Source organism: Pseudomonas sp. Tof1 (assembly GCF_055390395.1).
Genome location: NZ_AP024344.1, coordinates 1,068,605 through 1,081,138 on the forward strand (window position 1 = coordinate 1,068,605; position 12,534 = coordinate 1,081,138).

Genomic DNA, 12,534 nt, shown 5'->3' on the forward strand with positions numbered 1-12,534 from the left:
GTCGGTAGCCAGGATGCTGACGCGCCGCAAGGACGTCGAGGAAGTGTTAGCCATGATTCGATTATTCTTATAAGGGATAGTGGTCAACAAACGGCTGGATCGTCTTATTTTTTGTCGCATGTGTCCAGTGGTTCGAGGTAAAACGCTGGCATAGGCTCACTGGGCCAATCCCGGCTTCAGTGTGTCTGCAAGGTGCCCGCATGATTCCCAGAACCCTGTTCAGTTCCGAGCACGAGCTATTCCGCGGCAGCGTACGCAAGTTCCTCGAGCAGGAGGCGTTGCCCTTTCATGCCCAGTGGGAAAAGCGTGGTTATGTCGATCGCGAGCTATGGAGCAAGGCGGGGCAGGCGGGGATGCTCTGCTCCCACCTGCCGGAGGCCTACGGCGGCATGGCGGCGGACTTTCTCTACAGCGCGGTGGTGATCGAGGAGATCAGCCGGCTGGGCCTGAGCGGCATCGGCTTCTCGCTGCATTCGGACATCGTCGCGCCGTACATCCTGCATTACGGCAGTGAAGCGCTGAAGCTCAAGTACCTGCCGCGCCTGGTCAGTGGCGAAATGGTCACGGCCATCGCGATGACCGAGCCGGGGGCCGGTTCCGACCTGCAGGGGGTCAAGACCACGGCGGTGCTCGATGGCGACGAGTATGTCCTCAATGGTTCGAAGACCTTCATCACCAATGGCTTTCTCGCCGACCTGGTGATCGTGGTCGCCAAGACCGATCCGAAGGCCGGGGCCAAGGGCACCAGCCTGTTTCTGGTCGAGGCCGATACGCCGGGCTTTGCCAAGGGCAAGCGGCTGGAGAAGGTCGGGATGAAGGCCCAGGACACCTCGGAGCTGTTCTTCCAGGATGTCCGCGTGCCGAAGGAGAACCTGCTGGGGCAGGCCGGCATGGGCTTCGCCTACCTGATGCAGGAACTGCCCCAGGAGCGCCTGACCGTGGCGGTGGGCGCGCTGGCGTCGGCCGAGGCGGCGTTGCAGTGGACGCTGGACTACACCCGCGAACGCAAGGCCTTCGGCAAGGCGATCGCCGACTTCCAGAACACCCGCTTCAAACTGGCGGAGATGGCCACCGAGATCCAGATCGGCCGGGTGTTCGTCGACCGCTGCCTGGAGTTGCATCTGGAGGGCCGGCTCGATGTGCCGACCGCGGCGATGGCCAAGTACTCGGGCACGGACCTGCAGTGCAAGGTGCTCGACGAATGCGTTCAACTGCATGGTGGCTACGGTTTCATGTGGGAGTACCCGGTGGCCCGGGCCTGGGCGGATGCGCGGGTGCAGCGGATCTATGCGGGGACCAACGAGATCATGAAGGAGATCATTGCGCGATCGCTGTGAGGGCGGGAGCTGAGGCTGCGCAGCCCGGGATGGCCCGTTCGCGGATGAATCCGGCTCCCACAGTTTTTCGGCGCTCACGGAACCTGTGATCTACGCGACGACTTGTGGGGGCCAACGGTCTTCAGCTTACTGCCGATAAGCTGCAGAACCTGGCTGACATGCGTCGCGCTTCCTGGGAGCCGGATTCATCCGCGAACAGGATCTCATGGCAGACCCCGTTCCCGGTTTACGGCGCCGGGTTCGGCTGATCCTTGTGGATCGCCTCTATCCCCGCCAGCACTTCCTCCGACAGCTTCAGTTCGGCACTGGCAATGTTGCTGTCCAGCTGTTCCAGGGTCGTGGCGCCAATGATGTTGCTGGTCACGAACGGCTGCCCGGTGACGAACGCCAGGGCCATCTGTGCCGGGTCCAGGCCGTGTTCGCGGGCCAGGGCGACGTAGCGGCTGCAGGCGGCTTCCGATTGCGGGTTGAAGTAGCGGCTGAAGCGGCTGTAGAGGCTCAGGCGGGCCTTTTCCGGGCGCGCACCACCTTCGTACTTGCCCGAGAGGAAGCCGAACGCCATCGGCGAATAGGCCAGCAGGCCGCATTGCTCGCGCAGGGCGACTTCCGCCAGACCGACCTCGAAACTGCGGTTGAGCAGGTTGTAGGGGTTCTGGATCGACACCGCCCGCGGCCAGCCGCGGCGCTCGGCTTCGAGCAGGAATTTCATGGTGCCCCATGGCGTTTCGTTGGACAGGCCGATGTGGCGGATCTTGCCGGCCTTGACCTGCTCGTCCAGCGCTTCGAGGATCTCCTCGATCGGCGTAAAGGTCTCGTCGGCCTTGTGCTTGTAGCCCAACTGCCCGAAGAAATTGGTGCTGCGCTCCGGCCAGTGCAGTTGGTAGAGGTCGATCCAGTCGGTCTGCAGGCGCTTGAGGCTGGCATCCAGGGCTTCGACGATATGCCGGCGGTTGTGCTTGAGGTTGCCGTCGCGAATATAGCCGATGCCGTTGCCGGGGCCGGCGATCTTGCTCGCCAGGACCCACTGGTCGCGGTCGCCACGCTGCTTGAACCAGTTGCCGATGATGCGTTCGGTGCTGGCATAGGTTTCGGCCCTGGGCGGCACCGGGTACATCTCGGCGGTGTCCATGAAGTTGATGCCGGCGGCCTTGGCGCGCTCGATCTGGGCAAAGGCTTCGGACTCGGTGTTCTGCTCGCCCCAAGTCATGGTCCCCAGGCAAATTGCGCTCACGTTCAGGTCGGTTCGGCCTAGCTGACGGTATTCCATTGGCTGCTCCCGTGGGAAAACACCCATAAAAGCAGGTTGAATTTTTTTTGGCAATCTGGATAATTGCGCACCTCTTTATGCAGTGGAAGTGATGCGCCGCCGCCAAAGAATCTTGCCGTTGAACGGACGCGCCGACCCGAGCCCCCGATAGCGTCTGTATCCGGCTGCCTTTGACCTTGTCAAAGTACGCACTATTCAGTAAGATCCGCCGTCTTAATTTACAGGCGGCCCCTGAGGCTATAAAGAATGAAAACTTTTACTGCTAAACCGGAAACAGTTAAGCGCGACTGGTTTGTCGTCGACGCTGCTGGTCAGACCCTGGGTCGTCTGGCCACCGAAATCGCGAGCCGTCTGCGTGGCAAGCACAAAGCCGAATACACCCCGCACGTCGATACCGGTGACTACATCGTCGTCATCAACGCCGAGCAGGTTCGTGTGACCGGTGCTAAAACCTCCGACAAGATGTACTACTCCCACTCCGGTTTCCCGGGCGGCATCAAGTCGATCAACTTCGAAAAGCTGATCGCAAAGGCCCTGAGCGCGTGATCGAGACCGCGGTAAAAGGCATGCTGCCTAAGAACCCGCTGGGTCGCGACATGTACCGTAAGCTGAAAGTCTATGCGGGCGCTGTACACCCTCATACTGCTCAGCAGCCCCAAGAACTGAAGATTTAACGGAATAGTTCATTATGTCGGCGACTCAAAACTACGGCACTGGCCGTCGCAAGACCGCAACCGCACGCGTTTTCCTGCGTCCAGGTACCGGTAACATCTCCATCAACAACCGCTCCCTGGACACGTTCTTCGGTCGCGAAACTGCCCGCATGGTAGTTCGTCAACCGCTGGAACTGACCGAGACCGTCGAGAAGTTCGACGTCTACGTCACTGTCATCGGTGGTGGCGTGAGTGGCCAGGCTGGCGCAATCCGCCACGGCATCACTCGTGCCCTGATGGATTACGACGAAACCCTGCGCAGCACCCTGCGTAAAGCTGGTTACGTTACCCGCGACGCTCGTGAAGTTGAGCGTAAGAAAGTGGGTCTGCGTAAAGCGCGTAAGCGTCCGCAGTACTCGAAGCGTTAATTCGCTACCCGCTTCAAAAGAAGCCCGGTTCCCATGTGGAACCGGGCTTTTTTTATGGGCGAAATATTTGCTGTGACAACTTGCCACATCCGTAGACCCCCTATACTACAAGGCCTGGGGCACTGTGTGCCGGGTAATTACCTTGTCAGAGGTGGGGCTTTTCATTACCATTCGGCAAAATTTTTATAACGATAGATTTTTACTTAGACGCCTGATTTAACAGGCCACAAAGCTGATGGGAGAGGACTGAATGAGCAATGACGGCGTGAATGCAGGCCGGCGTCGCTTTCTCGTAGCAGCCACATCCGTGGTAGGAGCTGCAGGAGCGGTAGGGGCTGCGGTCCCGTTCGTGGGGTCATGGTTTCCCAGTGCCAAGGCGAAAGCCGCCGGTGCACCGGTGAAAGTGAATATCGCCAAGATCGACCCGGGGCAGCAGATGATTGCCGAGTGGCGTGGCCAGCCGGTCTTCATCGTTCGCCGCACCGAAGAGATCCTGGGGAATCTGACGAAGATCGAGGGGCAGCTCTCCGATCCAACCTCCAAGAACTCGGTACAACCCCCCTACGTCGATCCGAAGACGCGTTCGATCAAGCCGGAAGTGCTGCTGCTGATCGGTATCTGCACCCACCTGGGTTGCTCTCCCACCTTCCGTCCGGAAGTGGCACCCGCCGACCTCGGCAAGGACTGGGTAGGCGGCTATTTCTGCCCTTGCCACGGTTCCCACTACGATCTCGCCGGTCGTGTCTACAAGGCCCAGCCCGCGCCTTTGAACCTGCCGGTTCCGCCGCATTCCTATGAGTCCGACACGATCATTGTCGTTGGCGTCGATCAGGAGAAAGCGTGATGAGCAAGTTCATGGATTGGGTTGATGCGCGCTTCCCCGCCACCAAGATGTGGGAAGACCATCTCAGCAAGTACTACGCACCGAAAAACTTCAACTTCCTCTACTTCTTCGGCTCCCTGGCGCTGCTGGTGCTGGTCAACCAGATCGTCACCGGTGTCTGGCTGACGATGAGCTACACCCCTTCGGCGGAAGAGGCCTTCGCCTCCGTCGAATACATCATGCGTGATGTCGAGTACGGCGCGATCCTGCGTCTGCTGCACTCCACCGGCGCTTCGGCGTTCTTCATCGTGGTCTATCTGCACATGTTCCGTGGCCTGCTCTACGGTTCGTACCAGAAGCCGCGCGAGCTGGTCTGGCTGTTCGGCATGCTGATCTACCTGGCGCTGATGGCCGAGGCCTTCATGGGCTACCTGCTGCCGTGGGGGCAGATGTCCTACTGGGGCGCGCAGGTGATCATCTCGCTGTTCGGCGCGATCCCGGTCATCGGTAACGACCTGACCCAGTGGATCCGCGGTGACTACCTGATTTCCGGGATCACCCTGAACCGCTTCTTCGCCCTGCATGTGGTGGCCCTGCCGATCGTGATTCTCGGCCTGGTGGTGCTGCACATCCTGGCGCTGCACGAAGTGGGCTCGAACAACCCCGATGGTGTCGACATCAAGAAGAAAAAGGACGAAAACGGCGTACCGCTGGACGGCATTCCGTTCCACCCGTACTACACCGTGAAAGACATCGTCGGCGTGGTGGTGTTCCTGTTCGTCTTCTGTTCCGTAGTGTTCTTCTTCCCGGAAATGGGCGGTTATTTCCTGGAAAAACCGAACTTTGAGGTGGCCAACGCCTTCAAGACGCCGGAGCACATCGCCCCTGTCTGGTACTTCACACCGTTCTACGCGATCCTGCGGGCGGTGCCGGACAAGCTCATGGGGGTTCTCGCCATGGGCGCCTCGATTGCCCTGCTGTTCGTGCTGCCGTGGCTGGATCGCAGTCCGGTCAAGTCGATGCGCTACAAGGGCTGGCTGAGCCGGATCTGGCTGGTGATCTTCTGTGTGTCCTTCCTGATCCTTGGCTGGCTGGGCGTCATGGCGCCGACGCCGGAGCGTACGCTGCTGTCGCAGGTGTGCACCGTGCTGTATTTCGCCTACTTCATTCTGATGCCGTTCTATACCCGGCTCGAGAAGACCAAACCGGTTCCGGAAAGGGTGACTGGCTGATGAAAAAACTATTTGCTGTTTTGCTGCTCGCGGCCCTGCCGGTTCTGTCCTTCGCTGCCGAGCATGGTGGTCCCGAGCTTGAAAAGGTCGACATCGACGTTTCCGACAAGGCGGCCATGCAGGATGGTGCGCGGACCTTCGCCAACTACTGCATGGGTTGCCACAGTGCCAAGTTCCAGCGTTACGAGCGGGTCGCAGATGACCTGGGTATTCCCCATGACCTGATGCTCAAGAACCTGGTGTTCACCGGCGCCAAGATCGGCGACCACATGAGCATCGGCATGCAGCCGGCGGATGCCAAGGCCTGGTTCGGTGCGGCTCCGCCCGACCTGACCCTGGTGGCGCGGGTGCGTGGTACCGACTGGCTGTACGGTTACCTGCGTTCTTTCTACGAGGATCCGGCACGTCCATGGGGCGTGAACAACAAGGTCTTCCCGAACGTCGGCATGCCGAACGTGCTGGTGGGCCTGCAGGGTCGTCAGGTCGTCGGTTGCAAGCAGGTGCAAATCGTCGAGAATGGCAAGAAGCAGTATGATCCGCTGACCGGCACGCCATTGACTCATGAAGCGTGCGACCAACTGACCATCGTGCCGAAGACCGGTGCCTTGACGGAAGAGCAGTTCGACGAGAAGGTCAAGAACCTGGTGACCTTCCTGGCCTACTCGGCCAACCCGGTGAAGCTGCAGCATCAGCGCATCGGTACTTACGTTCTGCTGTACCTGGCCTTCCTCTTCGTATTCGCTTATCTGCTCAAGCGCGAATACTGGAAGGATGTGCACTGATAACGTTGTAATATAGCTGTCAGTCAATCGTGCGCGCCCAAGGGTGCCTCTGAGACGTAACGAACTGGTGTGGAGGGGGCGGAGCCGAAAAGGCTTCGCCGGCCGTCTTCTCCACTCGTTACGGGAGGCTTCCCTTGGGCGCGCTCGTTTTTGCGTTTCGACCATTTCAAACAAGCGAGGAGGACCGCCATGGGCGTGACCAATCGGTTGGCCTGTTACTCCGACCCCGCCGACCACTATTCCCACCGAGTGCGTATTGTGTTGGCGGAAAAGGGTGTCAGTGCCGAGATCATCAGTGTCGAGGCGGGACGTCAGCCAGCGAAGCTGACTGAAGTGAACCCTTACGGCAGCCTGCCCACCCTGGTCGATCGTGACCTGGCGTTGTGGGAGTCGACTGTGGTGATGGAATACCTGGATGAGCGTTACCCGCATCCACCGCTGCTGCCGGTTTATCCCGTGGCGCGGGCCAACAGCCGGCTGCTGATGCATCGCATCCAGCGTGACTGGTGCGGGCTGGTCGACCTGATCCTGGACTCGCGGACCAAGGAGCCGGCGCGTGTGCAGGCGCGCAAGGAACTGCGCGAGAGCCTCACCGGGGTATCTCCGTTGTTCGCCGACAAGCCTTTCTTCCTGAGTGAGGAGCAAAGTCTGGTCGATTGCTGTCTATTACCGATACTCTGGCGTTTGCCAATTCTGGGTATTGAACTGCCGCGGCAAGCCAAGCCGCTGCTCGATTATATGGAGCGCCAGTTTGCGCGTGAGGCTTTCCAGGCAAGCCTGTCTGGTGTCGAACGCGATATGCGCCAAGGAGCTGCTTAATGAACTCCAGCCGTCCTTATTTGGTTCGTGCCCTGTACGAATGGATAGTGGATAACGATTGTACGCCGCACATCCTGGTTAATTCCGAGGCCCCCTCGGTCCAGGTGCCGCAAGGCTTTGCCAGCGACGGGCAGATCGTCCTGAATATTTCTCCAAGTGCCGTGCGTCACCTGCACATGGATAACGAAGCGGTCAGTTTCGAGGGGCGTTTCGGTGGTGTGGCCCATACGCTGTATGTGCCCATTGGCGCGATTCTCGGGATCTATGCCCGGGAAAACGGCCAGGGCATGGTCTTCGATCTCGAGTCGCCACTGGAAGACGACGACAATGAAGTCGAGCCGGATGACGATGGGCCGGAGCCGCCGCGTCCGAGTGGGCGTCCTAGCCTGAAGGTGGTGAAGTAACAGCAGCGGATGGGCATGAAAAAGCCCCTGTCATCTTTCGGTGACAGGGGCTTTTTCGTTTGCGGGGGCAAGGCCCTCAGTCGATGTACTCGAACAGTTTGACGATCTTCTGCACGCCACCGACGCCTTGTACCAGGTTGGTTGCGCGTGCGGCTTCCTGCTGGGTGACCAGGCCCATCAGGTAGACGATACCGTTCTCGGTGATCACCTTGATGCGCGAGCCGGGGATGGTGTTGTCAGTCAGCATCTGGGTCTTGATCTTGCTGGTCAGCCAGGTGTCGTTGCTGCGTGCGGCGAACGAGGAGGGCTGCAGGATCTGCAGTTCGTTGTTGACCTTCTTCACGCGCTGGACGCTCGACGCAGCCTGTTCGGCCTTGGCCTTGAGGTCTTCGCGTGGCGTCTGGCCGGCGAGCAGGACGATGCCGTTGTAGCTGCTCACGACGATGTGCGAGGCGGCGTCCAGATCCGGGTCGGCCTTGGCGACGTTGACCGCGACCTTGGTTTCGATCACCGAGTCGTCGATCTTACTGCCCAGGGTGCGGGTGCCCTGGTCGTCATTGATCGGACCATCGCGGGTTGCGGTCAGCACCGAGCTGCAGCCACTGAGGCCCAGGCACAGAGTCAAAGCCAGCAGGCTAAGGCGATTAACGGTCATTCTTCACTCCCGAACAGTTGGCTGTCGATCAGATCGCACAGGCAGTGGATCGCCAGCAAGTGGACTTCCTGGATACGTGCGGTGACATGGCTGGGAACGCGGATCTCCACGTCCTCGGGCAACAGCAGCGAGGCCATGCCGCCACCATCACGTCCCGTCAAGGCTACGACAACCATTTCGCGATCATGTGCGGCCTGGATTGCCTGAATAATGTTGGCCGAGTTGCCGCTGGTGGAAATGGCCAGCAAAACATCGCCAGGCTGGCCGAGGGCGCGGATCTGTTTGGAGAAGACTTCGTTGTAGCTGTAGTCGTTGGCGATCGAGGTGATGGTCGAGCTGTCGGTGGTCAGGGCGATGGCCGGCAGGCTCGGTCGTTCGCGTTCGAAGCGGTTGAGCAGTTCCGAGGAAAAATGCTGGGCGTCGCCCGCCGAGCCACCATTGCCGCAGGAGAGCATTTTGCCTTCGTTGAGCAGGGCATTGACCATGATCTGGCTGGCTTGCTCGATGTGAGGTGCAAGAACGTCCATCGCCTGTTGCTTGGTGTCGATACTGGCCTGGAAAAGCTGGCGAATTCGGGATTGCATGTCCATCAATGTAGGTGACCTTAAGTGGGGCGGTTGCCTGGCTCGAGTGCTGCCCGGATGGTTCCGGGCCGTTCGGCGCAAGTCGTGTGCGGCCCGTAAAGCAAAGAGCAAAATCGGTGAATGAAAGTAACCGGGTCGACAGTCGGGTTCAGCTGTCGAAGGCATTCCGTAGCCAGTTCAATCGGGGTGCCATGTCGAGGGCGCCTTCTATGGCAACCACGTCGAAACGGCAGGGGCTGCTGGACCAGCGCGATTCGCGTTGCAGGAAATACTGCGCCGCGAATATTAACTTCTTGCGCTTGCGGGCATCGATACTGCCCGCGGCACCACCCCATTGGGTGTTTTTTCTATAACGAACTTCGACGAATACTACTGTATCGCCGTCGAGCATGACCAGATCAAGCTCGCCGCGTTTACATGACCAGTTCTGCGCCAGCAGGCGCAGTCCCTGTCGTTCGAGATGCCGGAGCGCGAGGCTCTCGGCATCCTTGCCGCTTTCCAGGCGTGAGCCTTGCGGCATCAGCGTGGGGTATCCGGCAGGCGCTGGACCTGACCGCTGACGAACTGTGCCCAGGGCAGTTGGCGCTCGACCCGTTGACCCTGGTCCATGCTCAGGCTGCCGGAGAGGCCGTCGATGCGGCTGTCTGGCAGTGCCTTGAGCTGGCCCAGGCGTGGCGCCAGGCGAAAGGCGTCGACACCCATGGCGTACAGGCGGCCCAGGCTGCCGGCGGCTTGTGGCCATTGCGCGGTCACCTGCTTGCGCAGCGGATCGTTGGCGTCCAGCAGCCACGGGGTTTCGCAGAAGCGAATGCCGTTCATGTCGTTGTACTGGTTGATGTCGCCGGTTGCACTGAACAGGTGGGAGGTGCCGTACACCGGTACGTCACCGGCGTACTGGAAGTTCAGGGTCGGTTTGATCTGCTGGGCCTGCTGCGGTGTGGCGGCAAGGAAGATGAACTCGATGTCCTGGCGACGCGAAGGCTGGGCGACAACCTGGCCACCCACGGTGCTTTGCAGGCTCTTGGCGCGACCTTCGCTCTGACGCAACTGGAACAGGTCGGCGATCTGTTGGGCCAGGGCTACCGGCTGGTCGACACGTTCGACACCGATCACGGTGCCGCCGTTGGCTTCCCAGTCCTGGCGGAAGGCCTTGAGTACGCGGTCGCCCCATTCACCTTTCGGCACCATGGCGGCAGCGCGGTGCAGGCCGTCGGCACGGGCGCGACGCGAAACTTCGCGGGCTTCGTCTTCTGCGGCGAGGCCGAACTGGAACAGTTGCGGCGGGTTCTGCGCGCTTTCGCTGTAGTTCAGTGCGAGGGTGGTGATCGGCAGTTGCGTACGAGCGCTGAGCTGCTTCACCAGGGGTTTTTCCAGCGGGCCGACGACCAGTTGCACGCCGGCGGCCTGGGCCTTGCGATAGAAATCGTCGAGGGAGGTCAGGCGCGAGCTGTCGTAGAACTCGATGGCCGGTGGCTTCTGTCCGGCTTGCTGGGCCTGGTACTGGGCCGCCATGAAACCCTCGCGCAGAGCCTTGCCGACCGAGGCCAGCTGGCCTTCGTTAGGCAGCAGCAGGGCGACCTTGTTCAGCGGCTGGCTGGCCAGCTCCTTGAGTTTCACCAGCGCCTGCGGCAGTTGCTGGGCTGCCGGGTGCTTGGGGTTCTGTGCCCGCCAGGTGTCGATCGCCGCCTGTTGCTGTTCCAGCGTGCCGGAAGTCTTCACCGCCAGGGCCAGGCCGAGCCAGCCGCTGAGGTCGTCGTTACCGCTGGGTTGCAACTGATCGGTCGGCAGTGCGGCGATCAGTGCCCAGATCGCTTCGTGGTTGGCGCGAGCGGCATCGCCACTGAGCAGCGGGGCGATGAAGATGCGCTCGCGAGCGGCTGCCAGGGTCTGGCCGTCGGCTTCGAGGGCGCGGGCGCGAACGGTCTGGGTGCGGATCTGCTGGTCCACCGGCAATTCACCCAGGTGCTCCAGGCTCGGGTGGCTCAGGGCGGTGAGGGCCGCCTTCGGCTGATTGCGGGTCATCGCCAGTTCGGCGGCCAGTGTGCTGGCGAAAACCTGTTGGCCCGGCTTGAGCTGGTCCAACTGCACCTGGGCAAGGATCTGCGCGGCGCGACCGGTGTCCTTCTGGCGGTAGGCCAGGTCGGCGGCGGTCAGGCGCAGCAGGGCGGCCTTGTCCGGTGTCTTGCTGGCGGAGGCCTGTTCGAGCAGTTGCTCGATGCTGGCGTCCGGGGTCCGTGGGAGTTCGCCAAGGCTGGAAGAGGGCGAGCTGGCGCAGGCCGCCAGCAAGGCAGCGAGGCAGAGGGCAGAGAACAGCCGCAGGCAAGCGATCATGTAAGTGTTCCTGATACTCGATCAAATTAGCGTGGAATTGTACCCAAGCACTGGCCGGGGCGCGATGTCGCTGGCGTGAAACCGTCAATTTTGGTCGTACAAGGCGTGTCAGAGACCCGGCTCTTTGCGCCTGGGCGGGGTCATCGCGCCGTCGTGGAGCATATCGGCAGGGCTTCTACGCGCTACAATGGGTTTTTCGTTCTTCTTGAGGTGTGCGCTTTGACTGCTCCAGGTGCTTTGAATTCCGCGATGGGCTCGCTTTATGTGGTGGCGACGCCCATCGGCAACCTGGATGACATCAGTGCGCGAGCAATGAAGGTGCTGCGCGAGGTGGCGCTGATCGCGGCGGAGGACACCCGGCATTCGCTGCGGCTCTTGCAGCACTTCGGCATCAACACGCCACTGGCGGCCTGCCATGAGCATAACGAGCGTGACGAGGGCAGCCGTTTCATCGCCAAGCTGCAGGCGGGCGAGGATGTTGCCCTGATCTCCGATGCTGGCACGCCGCTGATTTCCGATCCCGGCTATCACCTGGTGCGCCAGGCGCGTGCCGCGGGGATCAAGGTGGTGCCGGTCCCGGGCGCCTGTGCGCTGATCGCGGCGCTGTCGGCGGCGGGTCTGCCGTCCGACCGGTTCATCTTCGAGGGCTTCCTGCCGGCCAAGGCGGCGGGGCGTCGTTCGCGTCTGGAACAACTGCGCGAAGAACCTCGGACGCTGATCTTCTATGAGGCACCTCACCGCATCCTCGAATGTCTGCAGGACATGGAAGCGGTGTTCGGTGCCGAGCGCCCGGCGCTGCTGGCACGTGAGCTGACCAAGACCTTCGAGACGCTCAAGGGGCTGCCGCTGGCTGAATTGCGCAGCTTCGTCGAAGCCGACAGCAATCAGCAGCGTGGCGAGTGCGTGGTGCTGGTCGCCGGCTGGAGTGCCCCGGAAGGCGATGAGGCAGTCGGCGCCGAGGCCATGCGCATTCTCGACCTGCTGCTCAAGGAAATGCCGCTCAAGCGCGCCGCCGCCCTGGCGGCGGAAATCACCGGTGTACGCAAGAACCTGCTGTATCAGGTGGCGCTGGATAAGCAGAAAAATGACTGACGATTTTTTCGTGGGGCCATTCGGCTATTGATGTCGGAATGGTCCTGGGTGGCACATCTTGTCCCGGCATGCCGGGGCGATGACGGCTTTAATGCTTGTCCTTCTGGCCATGTGCCGGTAACCTGCG

General features: G+C 61.1%; 13 protein-coding genes and 1 pseudogene. 9 read left to right on the forward strand and 5 right to left on the reverse strand.

The window, feature by feature from the left end; genetic code table 11:
• Window positions 1-200 precede the first annotated feature (200 nt).
• A complete protein-coding gene (locus ACZ5KU_RS04845; RefSeq protein ID WP_464736887.1) occupies window positions 201-1,337 on the forward strand; it encodes an acyl-CoA dehydrogenase family protein in 1,137 nt (378 codons plus the stop codon).
• 226 nt (window positions 1,338-1,563) lie between these two features.
• Here the strand turns inward: ACZ5KU_RS04845 and ACZ5KU_RS04850 are convergent, their stop codons facing one another.
• The gene (locus tag ACZ5KU_RS04850; protein ID WP_054059880.1) at window positions 1,564-2,604 is read right to left on the reverse strand and encodes an NADP(H)-dependent aldo-keto reductase; all 1,041 of its coding nucleotides are present in this window, start codon (window positions 2,602-2,604) and stop codon (window positions 1,564-1,566) included.
• 246 nt (window positions 2,605-2,850) lie between these two features.
• Here ACZ5KU_RS04850 and rplM point away from each other — a divergent pair.
• The 7 genes and pseudogenes from rplM to ACZ5KU_RS04885 form a co-directional block, all read left to right on the forward strand.
• Window positions 2,851-3,182, forward strand: a pseudogene (rplM, locus tag ACZ5KU_RS04855) (50S ribosomal protein L13); the annotation flags it as partial.
• Window positions 3,183-3,292: 110 nt separating this feature from the next.
• Complete coding sequence (gene rpsI, locus ACZ5KU_RS04860; protein ID WP_054059879.1) at window positions 3,293-3,685, forward strand: 30S ribosomal protein S9; 393 nt, start codon at window positions 3,293-3,295, stop codon at window positions 3,683-3,685.
• A gap of 250 nt (window positions 3,686-3,935) precedes the next feature.
• Complete coding sequence (petA, locus tag ACZ5KU_RS04865) at window positions 3,936-4,529, forward strand: ubiquinol-cytochrome c reductase iron-sulfur subunit (RefSeq protein ID WP_026145298.1); 594 nt, start codon at window positions 3,936-3,938, stop codon at window positions 4,527-4,529.
• Complete coding sequence (locus ACZ5KU_RS04870; RefSeq protein ID WP_054059878.1) at window positions 4,529-5,740, forward strand: cytochrome b; 1,212 nt, start codon at window positions 4,529-4,531, stop codon at window positions 5,738-5,740. Before petA ends, ACZ5KU_RS04870 begins: the two co-directional genes overlap by 1 nt.
• The gene (locus ACZ5KU_RS04875) at window positions 5,740-6,522 is read left to right on the forward strand and encodes a cytochrome c1 (RefSeq protein WP_054064178.1); all 783 of its coding nucleotides are present in this window, start codon (window positions 5,740-5,742) and stop codon (window positions 6,520-6,522) included. The genes ACZ5KU_RS04870 and ACZ5KU_RS04875 overlap by 1 nt, the downstream gene beginning before the upstream one ends.
• Before the next feature lie 189 nt (window positions 6,523-6,711).
• Window positions 6,712-7,341 carry a glutathione S-transferase N-terminal domain-containing protein gene (locus tag ACZ5KU_RS04880; RefSeq protein ID WP_054059876.1) on the forward strand — a complete coding sequence of 210 codons (630 nt, stop codon included), beginning with the start codon at window positions 6,712-6,714 and terminating at the stop codon, window positions 7,339-7,341.
• Window positions 7,341-7,745 carry a ClpXP protease specificity-enhancing factor gene (locus ACZ5KU_RS04885; protein ID WP_054059875.1) on the forward strand — a complete coding sequence of 135 codons (405 nt, stop codon included), beginning with the start codon at window positions 7,341-7,343 and terminating at the stop codon, window positions 7,743-7,745. Before ACZ5KU_RS04880 ends, ACZ5KU_RS04885 begins: the two co-directional genes overlap by 1 nt.
• A gap of 76 nt (window positions 7,746-7,821) precedes the next feature.
• Here ACZ5KU_RS04885 and ACZ5KU_RS04890 read toward each other — a convergent pair whose 3' ends face one another.
• The 4 genes from ACZ5KU_RS04890 to ACZ5KU_RS04905 all read right to left on the reverse strand — a co-directional run bounded on the left by ACZ5KU_RS04890 (window position 7,822) and on the right by ACZ5KU_RS04905 (window position 11,315).
• Entirely contained in the window at window positions 7,822-8,400 is a 579-nt protein-coding gene (locus tag ACZ5KU_RS04890; protein ID WP_054059874.1) for a BON domain-containing protein, read from the reverse strand.
• Window positions 8,397-8,990 carry a phosphoheptose isomerase gene (locus ACZ5KU_RS04895; RefSeq protein WP_054059873.1) on the reverse strand — a complete coding sequence of 198 codons (594 nt, stop codon included), beginning with the start codon at window positions 8,988-8,990 and terminating at the stop codon, window positions 8,397-8,399. The genes ACZ5KU_RS04890 and ACZ5KU_RS04895 overlap by 4 nt, the downstream gene beginning before the upstream one ends.
• A gap of 142 nt (window positions 8,991-9,132) precedes the next feature.
• Complete coding sequence (locus ACZ5KU_RS04900) at window positions 9,133-9,504, reverse strand: YraN family protein (RefSeq protein WP_054059872.1); 372 nt, start codon at window positions 9,502-9,504, stop codon at window positions 9,133-9,135.
• Window positions 9,504-11,315 (reverse strand): penicillin-binding protein activator, encoded by a 1,812-nt coding sequence (locus ACZ5KU_RS04905; protein WP_054059871.1) that lies wholly within the window; start codon window positions 11,313-11,315, stop codon window positions 9,504-9,506. The genes ACZ5KU_RS04900 and ACZ5KU_RS04905 overlap by 1 nt, the downstream gene beginning before the upstream one ends.
• Before the next feature lie 249 nt (window positions 11,316-11,564).
• Between ACZ5KU_RS04905 and rsmI the strand changes: the two genes are divergently transcribed.
• Entirely contained in the window at window positions 11,565-12,407 is an 843-nt protein-coding gene (gene rsmI / locus ACZ5KU_RS04910; RefSeq protein ID WP_192842758.1) for a 16S rRNA (cytidine(1402)-2'-O)-methyltransferase, read from the forward strand.
• Window positions 12,408-12,534: the final 127 nt, after the last annotated feature.